This is a genomic window from Enterobacter sp. 22499 (assembly GCF_052044815.1).
In the GTDB taxonomy this organism is placed as follows: Bacteria; Pseudomonadota; Gammaproteobacteria; order Enterobacterales; family Enterobacteriaceae; genus Enterobacter; species Enterobacter bugandensis.
Window position 1 is genome coordinate 87,313 of record NZ_JBQENR010000006.1, and the last position, 15,777, is coordinate 103,089.

19 protein-coding genes are annotated in these 15,777 nt (G+C 54.3%); 13 read left to right on the forward strand and 6 right to left on the reverse strand.

The genetic code is table 11. From position 1 onward, the window contains the following. Positions 1-6: 6 nt before the first annotated feature. The 6 genes from mlaE to murA all read left to right on the forward strand — a co-directional run bounded on the left by mlaE (position 7) and on the right by murA (position 3,979). Positions 7-789: a lipid asymmetry maintenance ABC transporter permease subunit MlaE gene (gene mlaE / locus ACTJI7_RS17040; RefSeq protein WP_028014564.1), complete on the forward strand. Its 783-nt coding sequence runs from the start codon at positions 7-9 to the stop codon at positions 787-789. Between the two features lie 4 nt (positions 790-793). After that, a complete protein-coding gene (gene mlaD, locus ACTJI7_RS17045) occupies positions 794-1,342 on the forward strand; it encodes an outer membrane lipid asymmetry maintenance protein MlaD (protein ID WP_041911946.1) in 549 nt (182 codons plus the stop codon). Positions 1,343-1,359: 17 nt separating this feature from the next. Then, the gene (gene mlaC, locus ACTJI7_RS17050; RefSeq protein ID WP_028014562.1) at positions 1,360-1,995 is read left to right on the forward strand and encodes a phospholipid-binding protein MlaC; all 636 of its coding nucleotides are present in this window, start codon (positions 1,360-1,362) and stop codon (positions 1,993-1,995) included. Beyond that, a complete protein-coding gene (mlaB, locus tag ACTJI7_RS17055; RefSeq protein ID WP_028014561.1) occupies positions 1,995-2,288 on the forward strand; it encodes a lipid asymmetry maintenance protein MlaB in 294 nt (97 codons plus the stop codon). The genes mlaC and mlaB overlap by 1 nt, the downstream gene beginning before the upstream one ends. Before the next feature lie 126 nt (positions 2,289-2,414). Then, positions 2,415-2,669, forward strand: coding sequence for a BolA family iron metabolism protein IbaG (ibaG, locus tag ACTJI7_RS17060; protein ID WP_008501458.1), 255 nt, complete (start codon positions 2,415-2,417; stop codon positions 2,667-2,669). Positions 2,670-2,719: 50 nt separating this feature from the next. Beyond that, positions 2,720-3,979 carry a UDP-N-acetylglucosamine 1-carboxyvinyltransferase gene (murA, locus tag ACTJI7_RS17065; RefSeq protein ID WP_028014560.1) on the forward strand — a complete coding sequence of 420 codons (1,260 nt, stop codon included), beginning with the start codon at positions 2,720-2,722 and terminating at the stop codon, positions 3,977-3,979. A gap of 61 nt (positions 3,980-4,040) precedes the next feature. Here murA and sfsB read toward each other — a convergent pair whose 3' ends face one another. Both sfsB and ispB read right to left on the reverse strand, forming a co-directional pair. Beyond that, entirely contained in the window at positions 4,041-4,328 is a 288-nt protein-coding gene (sfsB, locus tag ACTJI7_RS17070) for a DNA-binding transcriptional regulator SfsB (protein WP_028014559.1), read from the reverse strand. Positions 4,329-4,558: 230 nt separating this feature from the next. After that, the gene (gene ispB, locus ACTJI7_RS17075) at positions 4,559-5,530 is read right to left on the reverse strand and encodes an octaprenyl diphosphate synthase (protein WP_028014558.1); all 972 of its coding nucleotides are present in this window, start codon (positions 5,528-5,530) and stop codon (positions 4,559-4,561) included. A gap of 257 nt (positions 5,531-5,787) precedes the next feature. Here ispB and rplU point away from each other — a divergent pair, with 257 nt between their 5' ends. From rplU to cgtA, 4 genes are all read left to right on the forward strand, one after another. After that, the gene (gene rplU / locus ACTJI7_RS17080; protein WP_003025032.1) at positions 5,788-6,099 is read left to right on the forward strand and encodes a 50S ribosomal protein L21; all 312 of its coding nucleotides are present in this window, start codon (positions 5,788-5,790) and stop codon (positions 6,097-6,099) included. Positions 6,100-6,118: 19 nt separating this feature from the next. After that, the gene (gene rpmA, locus ACTJI7_RS17085) at positions 6,119-6,376 is read left to right on the forward strand and encodes a 50S ribosomal protein L27 (protein WP_004385076.1); all 258 of its coding nucleotides are present in this window, start codon (positions 6,119-6,121) and stop codon (positions 6,374-6,376) included. A gap of 95 nt (positions 6,377-6,471) precedes the next feature. Further along, positions 6,472-7,437, forward strand: coding sequence for a DMT family transporter (locus ACTJI7_RS17090; RefSeq protein WP_028014557.1), 966 nt, complete (start codon positions 6,472-6,474; stop codon positions 7,435-7,437). Positions 7,438-7,452: 15 nt separating this feature from the next. Continuing rightward, complete coding sequence (gene cgtA, locus ACTJI7_RS17095) at positions 7,453-8,625, forward strand: Obg family GTPase CgtA (protein WP_014885381.1); 1,173 nt, start codon at positions 7,453-7,455, stop codon at positions 8,623-8,625. A gap of 33 nt (positions 8,626-8,658) precedes the next feature. On the opposite strand, the gene pmrB is transcribed toward cgtA, so the two are convergent. The 3 genes from pmrB to dacB are packed head-to-tail and all read right to left on the reverse strand — an operon-like array spanning position 8,659 to position 11,797. Beyond that, positions 8,659-9,702: a two-component system sensor histidine kinase PmrB gene (pmrB, locus tag ACTJI7_RS17100; protein ID WP_041907874.1), complete on the reverse strand. Its 1,044-nt coding sequence runs from the start codon at positions 9,700-9,702 to the stop codon at positions 8,659-8,661. Next, positions 9,699-10,361: a two-component system response regulator PmrA gene (gene pmrA, locus ACTJI7_RS17105; RefSeq protein ID WP_028014555.1), complete on the reverse strand. Its 663-nt coding sequence runs from the start codon at positions 10,359-10,361 to the stop codon at positions 9,699-9,701. The genes pmrB and pmrA overlap by 4 nt, the downstream gene beginning before the upstream one ends. A gap of 2 nt (positions 10,362-10,363) precedes the next feature. Then, positions 10,364-11,797: a serine-type D-Ala-D-Ala carboxypeptidase gene (gene dacB / locus ACTJI7_RS17110; RefSeq protein WP_440670454.1), complete on the reverse strand. Its 1,434-nt coding sequence runs from the start codon at positions 11,795-11,797 to the stop codon at positions 10,364-10,366. Positions 11,798-12,025: 228 nt separating this feature from the next. Between dacB and greA the strand changes: the two genes are divergently transcribed. Next, positions 12,026-12,502: a transcription elongation factor GreA gene (gene greA / locus ACTJI7_RS17115; protein WP_006812122.1), complete on the forward strand. Its 477-nt coding sequence runs from the start codon at positions 12,026-12,028 to the stop codon at positions 12,500-12,502. Between the two features lie 152 nt (positions 12,503-12,654). Here greA and yhbY read toward each other — a convergent pair whose 3' ends face one another. Beyond that, positions 12,655-12,948, reverse strand: a complete 294-nt coding sequence (gene yhbY / locus ACTJI7_RS17120; RefSeq protein ID WP_003861814.1) for a ribosome assembly RNA-binding protein YhbY — start codon at positions 12,946-12,948, stop codon at positions 12,655-12,657. Between the two features lie 127 nt (positions 12,949-13,075). Between yhbY and rlmE the strand changes: the two genes are divergently transcribed. Next, positions 13,076-13,702, forward strand: a complete 627-nt coding sequence (gene rlmE / locus ACTJI7_RS17125) for a 23S rRNA (uridine(2552)-2'-O)-methyltransferase RlmE (protein WP_003861812.1) — start codon at positions 13,076-13,078, stop codon at positions 13,700-13,702. 102 nt (positions 13,703-13,804) lie between these two features. After that, positions 13,805-15,739, forward strand: a complete 1,935-nt coding sequence (ftsH, locus tag ACTJI7_RS17130) for an ATP-dependent zinc metalloprotease FtsH (protein WP_013098921.1) — start codon at positions 13,805-13,807, stop codon at positions 15,737-15,739. The last annotated feature ends 38 nt before the right edge of the window (positions 15,740-15,777 follow it).

Here is a 15,777-nt window from a genome sequence, read left to right on the forward strand (position 1 = left end):
CCACTCATGCTGTTAAATGCGTTGGCCGCTCTCGGACACCGTGGCATAAAAACCATCAGGACGTTCGGGCGTGCCGGATTGATGTTATTCAACGCGCTGGTCGGCAAGCCGGAGTTTAGCAAGCACGCCCCTCTGCTGGTGCGTCAGCTTTATAATGTCGGCGTGCTGTCGATGCTCATCATTATTGTTTCCGGTCTGTTTATCGGCATGGTGCTGGGGCTGCAGGGCTACCTTGTTCTGACAACCTACAGTGCGGAAACCAGCCTCGGAATGCTGGTGGCGCTTTCGCTGCTGCGCGAATTGGGTCCGGTTGTGGCGGCACTGCTCTTCGCCGGGCGCGCGGGGTCGGCCTTAACGGCCGAAATTGGCCTGATGCGCGCGACCGAGCAGCTATCCAGCATGGAAATGATGGCGGTCGATCCGCTGCGTCGCGTGATCTCGCCGCGTTTCTGGGCGGGGGTGATCTCGCTCCCGCTACTGACTATTCTGTTTGTCGCCGTGGGGATCTGGGGCGGTTCGCTGGTTGGGGTCCACTGGAAAGGCATCGATGCCGGCTTCTTCTGGTCCGCGATGCAGGACGCCATCGACCTGCGAATGGATCTGGTTAACTGCCTGATTAAAAGCGTGGTGTTTGCCATTACGGTCACCTGGATTGCATTGTTCAATGGTTACGATGCTATCCCGACGTCGGCGGGCATTAGCCGTGCAACTACACGTACTGTCGTACATTCGTCGCTGGCCGTACTGGGCCTGGATTTTGTGCTCACCGCACTGATGTTTGGGAATTGAGTTCATGCAAACGAGAAAAAATGAAATTTGGGTCGGCGTTTTCCTGCTGCTGGCGCTGCTGGCGGCGCTGTTTATCTGCCTGAGAGCGGCGGATATCACCTCAGTACGCACCGAGCCGACGTATCGCATCTATGCCACGTTCGATAACATCGGCGGGCTGAAGGCGCGTTCACCGGTCCGCATTGGCGGTGTGGTGATCGGCCGCGTATCTGACATTACGCTCGATGAGAAAACGTATCTGCCGCGCGTCGCGATGGATATCGAAGAACGTTACAACCACATTCCGGACACCAGCTCCCTTTCTATCCGTACTTCCGGCCTGCTGGGTGAACAATATCTGGCACTTAACGTCGGCTTTGAAGATCCTGAGCTGGGAACGACTATCCTTAAAGACGGTAGCGTTATCCAGGATACGAAGTCCGCGATGGTGCTGGAGGACATGATTGGTCAGTTCCTTTACAACAGTAAAGGGGATGATAAAAAGTCTGACGATGCCCCTGCGCAGAGTGAAGACCATACCAACGTTGCGCCGACCCCTGGTGCTGCGAATTAATTCAGGAGAAGTCATTCATGTTTAAACGACTGTTAATGGTTGCCATGCTGGTCATTGCCCCTCTCACTGCGGCACATGCTGCGGATCAGAGCAACCCGTACAAACTGATGGACGAAGCTGCGAAGAAAACCTTCGACCGTCTCAAAAACGAACAGCCAAAAATTCGCGCGAATCCTGACTATCTGCGTGACGTGGTTGACCAGGAACTGCTGCCGTATGTGCAGATCAAATATGCGGGAGCGCTGGTGCTGGGCCGCTATTACAAAGACGCCACCCCGGCGCAGCGTGAGGCCTATTTTGCCGCATTCCGTGAATACCTGAAGCAGGCGTATGGTCAGGCGCTGGCGATGTACCACGGTCAGACCTATCAGATCGCCCCGGAGCAGCCGCTGGGTGATGCGACCATCGTGCCTATTCGCGTAACGATCATCGATCCTAACGGCCGTCCGCCGGTGCGCCTGGATTTCCAGTGGCGTAAAAACAGCCAGACCGGCCACTGGCAGGCGTATGACATGATCGCCGAAGGCGTAAGCATGATCACCACCAAGCAGAACGAGTGGAGCGACCTGCTGCGCACCAAGGGCATTGATGGCCTGACCGCACAGCTGCAGTCCATTGCTCGTCAGAAAATCACCCTGGACGAGAAGAAGTAATGTCGCAGCAACTCCGCTGGTCGCGTGAAGGTGAGACGTTAAGGCTGTCCGGTGAGCTGGACCAGGATCTGCTGAACCCACTGTGGGATAAACGCCAGGAAGCGATGCAGGGCGTGACGCTTATCGACTTAACCGACGTCACGCGGGTGGATACGGCAGGCGTTGCGCTGCTCGCCCATCTGGTTGCCGTGGGCAAAAAGCAGGGAACAAGCGTCATGCTTCATGGCGCGAGTGACAATGTCGTTACCCTTGCGCAACTCTACAATCTGCCTCAGGATGTACTGCCTCGTTAATATTTTCAGTGCGTTACTTCCGAAAGCCCTGACAGTTTCATCGTCGGGGCTTTTTGCTTGTTTAAGACGACGCCACTTTGCTCTAAGATGTTGGGCTTGTTTTCACTATCAGATGATTAAGAGCCCATGGAAAATCATGAAATCCAGACAGTGCTGATGAATGCACTCTCCCTTCAGGAAGCCCACGTCACTGGCGATGGCAGTCACTTCCAGGTTATTGCTGTGGGTGAGATGTTCGACGGTATGAGCCGTGTGAAGAAGCAGCAGGCTGTGTACGCGCCGCTGATGGAATATATTGCGGATAACCGCATCCACGCCCTGTCGATTAAAGCGTTCACCCCGCAAGAGTGGGCACGCGATCGCAAACTAAACGGTTTTTGAGCTGAGGGCGACAGGCCCGCAGCACGGTTGAATTTATAAGAGAGCACACAATGGATAAATTTCGTGTACAGGGGCCAACGCGTCTCCAGGGCGAAGTCACAATTTCTGGCGCGAAGAACGCCGCGCTGCCCATCCTCTTTGCTGCGCTGCTCGCGGAAGAGCCGGTAGAAATTCAGAACGTACCGAAGCTGAAAGATATCGACACGACCATGAAGTTGCTCACCCAGTTGGGCACTAAAGTTGAGCGCAACGGTTCCGTCTGGATCGACGCCAGCAACGTGAACAACTTCTCTGCGCCTTACGATCTGGTTAAAACCATGCGTGCATCTATCTGGGCGCTTGGCCCGCTGGTGGCACGTTTCGGTCAGGGTCAGGTTTCGCTGCCGGGTGGTTGCGCCATCGGCGCGCGTCCGGTTGACCTGCATATCTTTGGCCTGGAGAAACTGGGCGCAGAGATCAAGCTGGAAGAAGGCTACGTGAAAGCGTCCGTCAATGGTCGTCTGAAAGGCGCGCACATTGTCATGGACAAAGTGAGCGTAGGCGCTACCGTCACCATCATGTCTGCGGCAACGCTGGCAGAAGGTACCACCATCATCGAAAACGCCGCGCGCGAACCGGAGATCGTGGATACCGCCAATTTCCTCGTGGCGCTGGGCGCGAAGATTTCCGGCCAGGGTACTGACCGCATCACCATTGAAGGCGTTGAGCGTCTGGGCGGTGGTGTGTATCGCGTTCTGCCGGACCGTATCGAAACCGGCACCTTCCTGGTGGCTGCGGCGATCTCTGGCGGTAAGATTGTCTGCCGTAATGCACAGCCAGACACTCTGGATGCCGTTTTGGCGAAGCTGCGTGAAGCGGGTGCCGATGTTGAAACTGGTGAAGACTGGATCAGCCTCGACATGCACGGCAAGCGTCCTAAAGCGGTGACCGTGCGTACGGCTCCGCATCCGGCATTCCCGACCGATATGCAGGCACAGTTCACTCTGCTGAACCTGGTTGCCGAAGGAACCGGTGTGATTACCGAGACGATTTTCGAGAACCGTTTTATGCACGTACCGGAACTGATCCGTATGGGTGCACACGCTGAGATCGAAAGTAACACCGTGATTTGCCATGGCGTTGAGAAACTGTCCGGTGCTCAGGTAATGGCAACGGATCTGCGTGCGTCTGCAAGCCTGGTGCTGGCGGGCTGTATCGCGGAAGGCACAACGGTGGTGGATCGTATTTATCACATCGATCGTGGCTATGAACGTATTGAAGACAAACTGCGCGCGCTGGGTGCCAATATCGAGCGTGTGAAGGGCGAGTAATCGTTCCGGCAGCCCCCTGCCAGAAATGACCGGGGGGTTGCTATTCCTGTCAAAAAAACCGTTATCCCTGCGGTTCTGTTTTTGCTTTTCTCTGGCGCATCATGCGCGTTCTGTCGATAAATTCATGAGTAACAGGATCGTGATAACGTGAAGGCCAGATCACCCACGGGTGCGTTTCCAGCGCCGTCGCGATAATCAATTCTCCCTTTGGCCAGGGGCGGGTCAGGGCGTTGGCCAGGGTGGAAGAACTCAGACCATGGCGGCGGGACTCTGCTGCAAGTGACGTACCTCTTTTGCGCAGTGCCGCAATGATATCTGCCGTATGCCAGTCGATAAATTTCGTATCCATAACGCTGTCCTTAAGTTCGGATTCACCTACGCCGTTTCTTCTGAAACGACTGGCTTACTATACCCATTTCGACTTCTTGTTCTAAAAAGTTCGCGTTACTTGAAGGGATATTCAGAATAAGACATGGCTTTATTCATGCGGGCTCTAACCCGATTCATTTACATGAATGCGGAATTTACTGGTGCGTTTTTGAACCTCCCCGCGATGGATACGGGGAGGTGGGTGCAAGATTAACGGTCGCGTTGAACAGCGATATGGGCAAGACCAATCAGAGCATCGCGCCATGGGCTGTCTGGAATAACCTGGAGAGCTTCGATGGCTTTGTCAGCCTCTTCTTCAGCACGCTGGCGGGTCCATTCCAGCGAGCCGCAGATGGCCATCGTTTCCAGTACAGGTTCCAGAAGATGGCGGCCATTTCCCTGTTCGATCGCCTCACGGATCATTTTCGCCTGGTCGGCCGTTCCGTTACGCATCGCGTGAAGCAGCGGCAGGGTCGGTTTGCCTTCGTTCAGGTCATCGCCAACGTTTTTGCCGAGCGTTTCGCCGTCCGCGCTGTAGTCCAGCAAATCATCAATCAGCTGGAAGGCAGTACCCAGGTAGCGTCCATAATCCTGCAGTCCTTTTTCCTGCGCCTCGGAACAGCCAGCCAGGATGCCGGAACACTGGGCGGCCGCTTCAAACAGGCGCGCTGTTTTGCTGTAGATAACGCGCATGTAGTTTTCTTCGGTGATATCGGGGTCATTGACGTTCATCAGCTGCAGCACTTCGCCTTCAGCGATGACGTTGACGGCTTCGGACATCACCTCGAGCACTTTCAGAGAGCCCAGGCTGGTCATCATCTGGAAGGCGCGGGTATAGATAAAGTCCCCGACCAGAACGCTGGCGGCGTTCCCGAAGGCAGCGTTTGCCGTGGCCTTGCCACGACGCATATCGGATTCATCCACAACATCGTCATGCAGAAGCGTCGCGGTGTGAATAAATTCGATCAGCGCGGCGATCGTCACGTGGGCATTTCCCTGATAGCCAACGGCTCTGGCAGCCAGAATGGCAATCATCGGGCGAATGCGTTTACCGCCGCCGCTGACAATGTAATAGCCCAACTGATTGATCAGCTGAACGTCAGAGTTGAGTTGCTCCAGGATTGCTGCATTTACACCCGCCATATCTTGCGCGGTTAACTCGTTGATTTTTTCTAAATTCATCGCAAAAGCCGGGCTTTTTATCCTGTTGATCCCATCTTCAATGGGGTAACGAAGGGTTTCGGTTTATCAATAGTAGTGCTGATTGTACTGAAAAAACGGCTCAGATAAACGTTACCGTACGTGTTGTGTTTTTTTTCTTCATGTATTGACGGTAGCACTTGTCAAAGGCTCGCGTTTTGCGTAATATTCGCGCCCTATTGTGAATATTTATAGCGCACTCTGATTCATACGAGGACGTGCGCGGAAGCGGAGTTTATATGTACGCGGTTTTCCAAAGTGGTGGTAAACAACACCGAGTAAGCGAAGGTCAGACCGTTCGCCTGGAAAAGCTGGACATCGCAACTGGCGAATCTGTTGAGTTCGCAGAAGTTCTGATGATCGCAAACGGTGAAGAAGTCAAAATCGGCGTTCCTTTCGTTGATGGCGGCGTTATCAAAGCTGAAGTTGTTGCACACGGTCGTGGCGAGAAAGTTAAAATCGTTAAGTTTCGTCGTCGTAAACACTACCGTAAGCAGCAGGGCCACCGTCAGTGGTTCACTGATGTGAAAATTACTGGCATCAGCGCCTAAGACCTGAGGAGAGATTTAAATGGCACATAAAAAGGCTGGCGGCTCCACACGTAACGGTCGCGATTCAGAAGCTAAACGCCTGGGCGTTAAGCGTTTCGGTGGCGAATCCGTTCTGGCGGGTAGCATCATCGTTCGTCAACGTGGTACCAAATTCCACGCTGGCAACAACGTAGGTTGCGGTCGTGACCACACTCTGTTTGCTAAAGCAGACGGTAAAGTGAAATTTGAAGTTAAAGGCCCGAACAACCGTAAATACATCAGCATCGTTGCTGAGTAAGGTTTTCTCGGTCCGGTAACGGATTAAAGCCCCGCAACGTGTTGCGGGGCTTTTTACATTGGAAACCCGGAAAATTTTCTGTAGGGAAAACGGGCATGAAGCAGCAGGCCGGCATTGGTATTCTTTTGGCGCTCACGACCGCAATGTGCTGGGGTGCGCTGCCAATTGCAATGAAGCAGGTACTGGAAGTGATGGAGCCGCCTACGGTGGTCTTTTATCGCTTCCTGATGGCAAGCATTGGTCTCGGGACCATCCTTGCAGTTAAAGGCAAGCTTCCACCGCTACGGCTCTTCCGCAAACCTCGATGGCTGGTGTTACTGGCCATTGCGACGGGCGGTCTGTTCGGTAACTTTATCCTGTTCAGCTCTTCCCTGCAGTATTTGAGCCCTACGGCGTCTCAGGTGATTGGTCAGCTTTCGCCTGTCGGCATGATGGTCGCGAGCGTGTTCATCCTCAAAGAGAAGATGCGCGGGACGCAGATTATCGGGGCAAGCATGCTGCTATGCGGCCTGGTGATGTTCTTCAACACCAGCCTGATCGAGATCTTTACCCGGCTTACGGACTACACCTGGGGCGTGATCTTCGGCGTGGGTGCAGCAACGGTCTGGGTGAGCTATGGCGTCGCGCAAAAGGTGTTATTGCGTCGCCTGGCCTCACAGCAGATCCTTTTTTTGCTGTACACTTTGTGTACAGTGGCATTATTGCCGTTAGCGAAGCCGGGCGTCATTACCCAGCTGAGCGACTGGCAACTGGCGTGCCTCATTTTTTGTGGGCTTAACACGCTGGTCGGTTATGGCGCGCTGGCGGAAGCGATGGCGCGCTGGCAGGCAGCACAGGTGAGCGCATTGATCACGCTTACCCCGCTGTTTACGCTGTTATTTTCAGATTTGTTATCAATGGCCTGGCCCGATGTCTTCGTCAGACCGATGCTCAACCTGTTGGGCTATCTCGGTGCGTTTGTCGTGGTTGCGGGCGCGATGTATTCCGCCATTGGTCATCGTCTTTGGGGACGTTGGCGCAAAAATGAAGCGGTCGTAGTAGTCCCCCGCTCAGGCGAATGAGTTACGGAGAGTAAAATGAAGTTTGTTGATGAAGCGACGATTCTGGTCGTGGCAGGTGATGGCGGTAACGGTTGTGTAAGCTTCCGCCGTGAAAAATATATTCCTCGTGGCGGCCCTGACGGCGGTGACGGTGGCGATGGTGGTGACGTGTGGCTGGAGGCGGATGAAAACCTCAACACGCTGATCGACTACCGCTTTGAAAAATCCTTCCGCGCAGAACGCGGACAGAACGGCCAGAGCCGTGACTGTACCGGTAAACGCGGTAAAGACGTGACCATTAAGGTTCCGGTTGGTACGCGCGTTATCGATCAGGGCACCGGTGAAACCATGGGCGATATGACCAAACACGGTCAGCGCCTGATGGTGGCGAAAGGCGGCTGGCACGGTCTGGGTAACAGCCGTTTCAAATCTTCCGTTAACCGTACCCCGCGTCAGAAAACGATGGGTACCCCGGGTGATAAGCGCGACCTGCAACTTGAACTGATGCTGCTGGCTGACGTGGGCATGCTGGGTATGCCAAACGCAGGTAAATCGACCTTTATTCGCGCCGTCTCTGCGGCCAAGCCAAAAGTAGCGGACTATCCGTTTACCACGCTGGTACCAAGCCTTGGCGTTGTCCGTATGGATAACGAGAAGAGCTTTGTGGTCGCCGATATTCCGGGCCTGATTGAAGGCGCTGCGGAAGGGGCTGGCCTGGGTATTCGCTTCCTGAAGCACCTTGAGCGTTGCCGCGTACTGTTGCACCTCATCGACATCGATCCGATTGACGGTTCCGATCCGGTTGAAAACGCCCGTATCATTATCGGTGAGCTGGAAAAATACAGCGAAAAACTGGCGAGTAAGCCACGCTGGCTGGTCTTCAACAAGATCGACCTGATGGATAAAGCGGAAGCCGAAGCGAAAGCCAAAGCGATTGCCGAAGCGATGGGCTGGGAAGATAAATACTACCTTATCTCCGCGGCAAGCCAGGTTGGCGTGAAAGATCTCTGCTGGGATGTGATGACCTTCATCATCGAGAATCCTGTCGTTCAGGCTGAAGAAGCGAAACAGCCAGAAAAAGTCGAATTCATGTGGGATGACTACCACCGCCAGCAGCTCGAAGAGCTGGAAGCGGAAGAGGAAGACGACTGGGACGATGACTGGGATGAAGACGACGAAGAAGGCGTCGAGTTCATCTACAAGCACTAATATCTGTCCAAAGCCCCCATCAGGGGGCTTTTTTCATTCCAGCGTTGAGGGCAGCCAGCAGCTTGCTATCAGGCCGCCTTCAGCACCATTCTCCAGCATCAGCTTACCGTGATGAAGCTGCAGGATGCGCTGTACGATACTCAGGCCAAGGCCGCTGCCGCCGTAACGCTGATCGAGGCGACGGAACGGCTCCGTGATCGACTGTCGATGCGCTTCGTCAATACCAGGCCCCTGATCGATAACGCTGAGCTGCGTACCGCCTTCGACCTCGGTAAGCGTCACGGTAATCGTGGTGCCTGTCGGGCTGTAGCGCCCGGCATTCTCCAGCAGGTTGCGCAGCATCAGCCGCAGCAGTACCGCGTCTCCCTGAACCGTGAGCGCGCTTTTAGCAGGCCAAATCACCGTATGCTCTTTGGCTTCATGCTCAAGACCAAGAGGCGTGATAATGGTGTCCGTCCAGTTGATGGTTTCATAGTGGCCGCTCGCCATTGCCTGTCCTGCACGGGCCAGCATCAGCAGTTGCTCAACGGTGTGCATTAGCTGGTCAATACGGCTGATGAGCGTCGTGGCCTGCGTAGAGCCTGACTGGGCCATGAGCTCCAGATGGAGCCTGATTCCGGCAAGAGGCGTTCGCAGTTCATGGGCGGCGTCAGCCGTGAAGAGACGCTCCTGCTGAATGGTACTGTCCAGCCTGGCGAGTAGCTGATTGAGCGAGGTGGTAACGGCGCCGATTTCTTCCATGTCGGAATACATAGGAAGTGGGGTTAGGTTATCCGCCGAACGGTTAGCCAGGCTCACGCGCAGTTTGTTCAGCGGTCGGGTTATCCAGGTGACCGCCCAGAACGAGAAAAACAACGTAAACCCAACCATCACCAGGGAAGGAACCAGCAGCGAGGCAATCGCTTCGCGGATCTCTTTCTCGACGTGGTTGTTACGCGATTTTGCCGACAGCGTTTCGTTCACCAGAAAGCCAATCTGCTCGCGGCTTTCGTGCCACAACCAAATGACGCTTATCAGCTGGAAAAATAACAGAATGACCGCCAGCAACACCATTAATCGCCGACGCATGCTGTTCATTTCTGGCTCTCCAGGCGGTAGCCAACGCCGCGGACGGTTTTAATCCGGTCTTTGCCGAGCTTACGACGCAGGTTGTGGATGTGGACTTCCAGGGTATTTGACCCCGGATCGTCCTGCCAGGAATAGATATCCTGCTGAAGGGTTTCTCTGTGTACCGTTTGTCCGCTGCGCATGATCAGACGCGTCAGCAAGGCGAACTCTTTTGGTGTGACTTCAACGGGCTGGGACTGGCGCAATACCTGCTGGGTTTGCAGATTCAGGGTAATGTCCCCGTCGGTTAGTAAGTTATCACTATGGCCCTGATAACGGCGTATTAACGCTCGCACCCGAGCCTGAAGTTCTGCAAGCGCAAAGGGCTTCACCAGGTAATCATCGGCGCCAGCATCAAGGCCGGTAATACGATCTTCAATGGCGTCGCGTGCCGTCAGGATTAACACCGGATTGGCGATGCCCCGGCGACGCCACTGGGTAAGCAACGTCGCGCCGTCTTTGTCCGGCAAGCCCAGGTCAAGGATCACCAGGCTGTATTCGCCGCTCTGGATCAGGGCATCTGCTTCTGCCGCGGTGCCGGCACAGTCCAGGGCATAGCCTTCATTGGCGAGTCCCAGAGCCAGTCCTTCCTGTAATAACAGATCGTCTTCAACTATAAGTAGTTTCATCGCTAGTTATTCTGGTAGATGTCTTTATAAAGCCTGCTTTCGAAGCGAACCAGTGGAATACGGCGGTTGCGCTGGTCGGTCGGTTCGACGGCATAGCCGGAAAGATACTGCACGAATGCCATGCGCTGTCCGCTGGCGGTCGTGATGAACCCTGCCAGGTTATACACCCCCTGCAGTGAACCTGTTTTCGCGGATACTTTGCCATCCACACCTGCCGCGTGAAGCCCGGCGCGGTATTGCAGCGAACCGTCGTGTCCGGCAAGCGGCAGCATTGAGATAAAGTTTAGCTCAGTGTCATGTTGTGCAATGTACTGAAGCACCTGCATCATGGTGGCCGGGGCAATCAGGTTATGACGCGATAATCCTGAACCATCAACGGCGATAGTGTTACCCAGAACGATCCCCGCCTGCTGGCGCAGGATCTGACGAACAGCGTCTGAGCCCGCGCGCCAGGTTCCCGGCACGCCGAAACGCGCGTGGCCAATCATGCGGAACACGGTGTCGGCAATCATGTTGTCAGACTTTTTCAGCATAATTCGCAGCAAATCGTGCAGCGGTGGCGACTGTTTGCTGGCAATGACCGTTCCGGGCTGGTTGACCTGCGTCTGGCGTAGCAGCGTGCCGGAGTAGGTTATTCCCGCCTGCTTCAGCTCATCCTTGAGAATCGCACCCGCATAGCTTGCGCCATCCTGAATCGCGAAGGCCAGCGGCAGGGGATCGGCGCGCTGCGTCAGGCAGCCGGTGAGGGTGTAGCGGTTAAGATCGCCAGGCACCACGTCCAGTTCGCAGTACTGGGCATCAGGGGAGCCTTTAGCCAGCGTTCGCACCTGGCTAAACATGGTCACCGGATAGTAAGATGCCACGCGAATGAACGCTAAATCATCTGGCTTGGGCGCGCTGTAAAGGGAAATCGAGAAGCAGTTGCGGTCAACAATCGCGGCGGCTGGCGGGGCGCTAAAGCACTGCGTCATGTCGTTCCACGGCCAGCCTGGTGCTTTATCGTGGCTGGCAAAAATGGAGGTATCGATCAGCACGTTGCCATCGATTTTTGTCACGCCGGATTTTTTCAACACCGCTACCATGTTGCGGATATCCTGGCGCTTAAAGGTGGGATCGCCACCGAAACGGGCGATAAGATCGCCTTTCAGTTCGCCACCGTCGACGTTACCTTTGGTTTCAAGCGTGGTGGTAAAACGGAAGTCAGGCCCGAGTTGGAGCAGGGCGGCGAGGGCAGTGATCACCTTCTGGGTACTGGCAGGCAGCGCCATCTGTTGACTGTGATAGTCAATCTCGGGAGCCTGTGCGCCAACCTTCTGCACCATCAGGGCGAGGTTCGCGCCTGCGGGGAGCTGATTAATGTACTCATCAACATTCGCGGCCTGGGCGGTGAACGTTATACTGGTAGTCAATCCGATGATAAAACTGGAAAATCGCATAATCTCGCGCTAACAACCCGAAAACAAACCGTCATACTACGGTGCATGGCACTGCAAAGTAAACGATGACCCATAGTGAACTTCGCGGTAAAATGCGTATCAAATTGAAAAATTGCTGCTGACCTGGGGCGTCGCTCCCGGGTCGGTTTTCTTTTTGCTTCTTGCCCGCTTCGGGGGGCAGGAGCAGGGAACACTGCTCCCAACAGGAATGTTTAAGAGGTATAACAAATGCAAGCTATTCCGATGACCTTACGTGGTGCCGAAAAACTGCGCGAAGAGCTGGATTTCCTGAAATCCGTGCGTCGCCCTGAAATCATCGCCGCTATCGCGGAAGCCCGTGAGCATGGCGACCTGAAAGAGAATGCTGAATACCATGCGGCGCGCGAGCAGCAGGGTTTCTGTGAAGGGCGCATTAAAGATATCGAAGCGAAACTGTCTAATGCGCAGGTTATCGATATCACCAAAATGCCTAACAACGGTCGCGTGATCTTTGGTTCTACCGTCAGCGTTCTGAACCTCGACAACGATGAAGAGCAAACCTATCGCATCGTGGGCGATGATGAAGCAGACTTCAAACAGAACCTGATTTCGGTGAACTCACCCATTGCTCGCGGCCTGATTGGCAAAGAGCAGGACGATGTTGTCACCATCCGCACCCCTGGCGGTGAAGTGGAATACGAAATTATCAAGGTTGAATACCTGTAATTCGCTTCTCTACTAAGATGTTGATACATTGTAAAGAAAAGAAAAAGGCCGCATAGCGGCCTTTTATCAACTCAAGGAGCATGGCATTTTGCTGAGCCTGCTGAAAGAAATCCCTCGTTTCACACAGAAAATGTGATTGATTCAGGATATCCTTAGCGTGGCAGCGAGATTTTACGCTCTTTAGATGGGCGATAGAGCACCAGCGTTTTACCGATGACCTGTACATTACAGGCGCCGGTTTCGCGCACGATGGCTTCCACGATCAGGTTTTTAGTGTCTCTGTCTTCAGAGGCGATTTTCACCTTGATCAGCTCGTGGTGTTCCAGCGCTTGTTCAATCTCGGCAAGCACCCCTTCGGTCAAACCATTGTTGCCAAGCATGACTACAGGCTTGAGCGGATGTGCCAGACCTTTAAGGTGCTGTTTTTGTTTAGTACTCAGATTCATCGTATATTTTTGCTTACGTTGGGATTGAAAACGGTTCATTCTACCGCCATCTCCCTTATATCGCCAAATAGCTGCGTAGAAATTTACGTCACAGGCAAGCAACGATGAACCAGGACGGAAATGTTAAATGACAGGTAAAAAGCGTTCTGCCAGTTCCAGCCGCTGGCTTCAGGAACACTTTAGCGATAAATATGTTCAACAGGCACAGAAAAAGGGGTTACGTTCCCGTGCCTGGTTTAAACTTGATGAAATACAGCAAAGTGACAAACTTTTTAAGCCGGGGATGACGGTTGTCGACCTCGGTGCGGCACCTGGCGGATGGTCCCAGTATGCGGTAACGCAGATCGGCGGAACGGGCCGAATCATCGCGTGCGATCTTTTACCAATGGATCCCATCGTTGGTGTCGACTTCCTTCAGGGCGACTTTCGTGATGAATTAGTGCTGAAAGCGTTACTTGATCGTGTTGGTGACAGTAAGGTCCAGGTTGTCATGTCGGATATGGCACCAAATATGTGCGGAACACCGGCGGTGGATATCCCCCGCGCCATGTATCTGGTGGAGCTAGCGTTAGAAATGTGTCGTGATGTACTAGCGCCTGGTGGTAGTTTTGTTGTGAAGGTGTTTCAGGGCGAAGGTTTCGAGGAGTATCTTAAGGAAATTCGCTCCCTGTTTGCGAAGGTCAAAGTTCGTAAGCCGGACTCTTCCCGGGCCCGTTCCCGTGAAGTGTATATTGTAGCGACCGGGCGAAAATGATAACCGGGAGATTTCAGACGAAAGTTTGAATGAAACTGGATATAGAGTATCCTGACGCTGTTTTTAACACAGTTGTAATATGAGGTTAATCCCTTGAGTGACATGGCGAAAAACCTAATACTCTGGCTGGTCATTGCCGTTGTGCTGATGTCAGTATTCCAGAGCTTTGGGCCCAGCGAGTCGAATGGCCGCAAGGTGGATTATTCTACCTTCCTGCAAGAGGTCAATCAGGACCAGGTTCGCGAAGCGCGTATCAACGGACGTGAGATCAACGTTACCAAGAAAGATAGTAACCGTTACACGACTTACATCCCGGTGAACGATCCTAAGCTGCTTGATAACCTTCTGACCAAAAACGTCAAAGTGGTAGGCGAGCCGCCAGAAGAACCAAGCCTGCTGGCTTCTATCTTCATTTCCTGGTTCCCGATGCTGCTTCTTATCGGCGTCTGGATCTTCTTTATGCGCCAGATGCAGGGCGGCGGTGGCAAAGGTGCCATGTCGTTCGGTAAGAGCAAGGCGCGTATGCTGACGGAAGACCAGATCAAGACCACGTTTGCTGACGTCGCCGGTTGTGACGAAGCAAAAGAAGAAGTGGGTGAACTGGTTGAATACCTGCGCGAGCCGAGCCGTTTCCAGAAACTGGGCGGTAAGATCCCGAAAGGCGTCCTGATGGTAGGCCCTCCGGGTACCGGTAAAACCCTGCTGGCGAAAGCCATCGCGGGTGAAGCGAAGGTGCCGTTCTTTACTATTTCAGGTTCTGACTTCGTTGAAATGTTCGTGGGTGTCGGTGCATCTCGTGTGCGTGACATGTTCGAGCAGGCCAAGAAGGCAGCACCGTGCATCATCTTTATCGATGAAATCGACGCCGTAGGCCGCCAGCGTGGCGCGGGCCTGGGCGGTGGTCACGATGAGCGTGAGCAGACCCTGAACCAGATGCTGGTTGAGATGGACGGCTTCGAAGGTAACGAAGGTATTATCGTTATCGCGGCGACTAACCGTCCGGACGTACTTGACCCTGCGCTGCTGCGTCCAGGCCGTTTCGACCGTCAGGTTGTTGTCGGTCTGCCGGATGTTCGTGGTCGTGAACAGATTCTGAAAGTGCACATGCGTCGCGTACCGCTGGCGCCAGATATCGACGCGGCAATCATTGCGCGCGGTACCCCGGGCTTCTCCGGTGCGGACCTGGCTAACCTGGTCAACGAAGCTGCACTGTTTGCCGCTCGCGGTAACAAGCGCGTGGTCTCCATGGTGGAGTTCGAGAAAGCGAAAGACAAAATCATGATGGGTGCGGAACGTCGCTCCATGGTGATGACGGAAGCGCAGAAAGAGTCCACGGCTTACCACGAAGCGGGTCACGCGATTATCGGTCGCCTGGTGCCGGAACACGATCCGGTACACAAGGTAACGATTATTCCGCGCGGCCGTGCGCTGGGTGTGACCTTCTTCCTGCCTGAGGGCGACGCGATCAGCGCCAGCCGTCAGAAGCTGGAAAGCCAGATTTCGACCCTGTACGGCGGTCGTCTGGCAGAAGAGATCATCTACGGTCCAGAACATGTTTCTACCGGTGCGTCGAACGACATTAAAGTGGCGACAAACCTGGCGCGTAACATGGTGACTCAATGGGGCTTCTCCGACAAACTCGGTCCGCTGCTGTATGCAGAGGAAGAGGGTGAAGTATTCCTGGGCCGCTCCGTGGCGAAAGCAAAACATATGTCCGATGAGACGGCACGTATCATCGACCAGGAAGTGAAAGCGCTGATAGAACGTAACTACGGTCGCGCGCGTCAGATCCTGAACGACAATATGGACATTCTGCATTCGATGAAAGATGCGCTCATGAAATATGAGACCATCGATGCACCGCAGATTGACGACCTGATGGCTCGCCGCGAAGTGCGTCCGCCAGCAGGCTGGGAAGACCCAGGCGCTTCCAACAATTCTGACAACAATGGTACCCCGCGCGCGCCGCGTCCGGTCGATGAACCGCGTACGCCAAACCCGGGCAACACCATGTCAGAGCAGTTGGGCGACAAGTAAGTCACTGCTGTTGAAGCGTTTGTCTGTACCCCAAACCC

Coding starts and splice junctions, on each gene's coding strand:
- cgtA (WP_014885381.1), top strand. CDS start 7,453: ATGAAGTTTGTTGATGAAGCGACGATTCTGGTCGTGGCAGGTGATGGC.
- greA (WP_006812122.1), top strand. CDS start 12,026: ATGCAAGCTATTCCGATGACCTTACGTGGTGCCGAAAAACTGCGCGAA.
- mlaC (WP_028014562.1), top strand. CDS start 1,360: ATGTTTAAACGACTGTTAATGGTTGCCATGCTGGTCATTGCCCCTCTC.
- murA (WP_028014560.1), top strand. CDS start 2,720: ATGGATAAATTTCGTGTACAGGGGCCAACGCGTCTCCAGGGCGAAGTC.
- yhbY (WP_003861814.1), bottom strand. CDS start 12,948: ATGAATCTGAGTACTAAACAAAAACAGCACCTTAAAGGTCTGGCACAT.
- ftsH (WP_013098921.1), top strand. CDS start 13,805: ATGGCGAAAAACCTAATACTCTGGCTGGTCATTGCCGTTGTGCTGATG.
- pmrB (WP_041907874.1), bottom strand. CDS start 9,702: ATGAACAGCATGCGTCGGCGATTAATGGTGTTGCTGGCGGTCATTCTG.
- dacB (WP_440670454.1), bottom strand. CDS start 11,797: ATGCGATTTTCCAGTTTTATCATCGGATTGACTACCAGTATAACGTTC.
- ispB (WP_028014558.1), bottom strand. CDS start 5,530: ATGAATTTAGAAAAAATCAACGAGTTAACCGCGCAAGATATGGCGGGT.
- rplU (WP_003025032.1), top strand. CDS start 5,788: ATGTACGCGGTTTTCCAAAGTGGTGGTAAACAACACCGAGTAAGCGAA.
- mlaB (WP_028014561.1), top strand. CDS start 1,995: ATGTCGCAGCAACTCCGCTGGTCGCGTGAAGGTGAGACGTTAAGGCTG.
- ACTJI7_RS17090 (WP_028014557.1), top strand. CDS start 6,472: ATGAAGCAGCAGGCCGGCATTGGTATTCTTTTGGCGCTCACGACCGCA.
- pmrA (WP_028014555.1), bottom strand. CDS start 10,361: ATGAAACTACTTATAGTTGAAGACGATCTGTTATTACAGGAAGGACTG.
- rpmA (WP_004385076.1), top strand. CDS start 6,119: ATGGCACATAAAAAGGCTGGCGGCTCCACACGTAACGGTCGCGATTCA.
- rlmE (WP_003861812.1), top strand. CDS start 13,076: ATGACAGGTAAAAAGCGTTCTGCCAGTTCCAGCCGCTGGCTTCAGGAA.
- sfsB (WP_028014559.1), bottom strand. CDS start 4,328: ATGGATACGAAATTTATCGACTGGCATACGGCAGATATCATTGCGGCA.
- mlaE (WP_028014564.1), top strand. CDS start 7: ATGCTGTTAAATGCGTTGGCCGCTCTCGGACACCGTGGCATAAAAACC.
- mlaD (WP_041911946.1), top strand. CDS start 794: ATGCAAACGAGAAAAAATGAAATTTGGGTCGGCGTTTTCCTGCTGCTG.
- ibaG (WP_008501458.1), top strand. CDS start 2,415: ATGGAAAATCATGAAATCCAGACAGTGCTGATGAATGCACTCTCCCTT.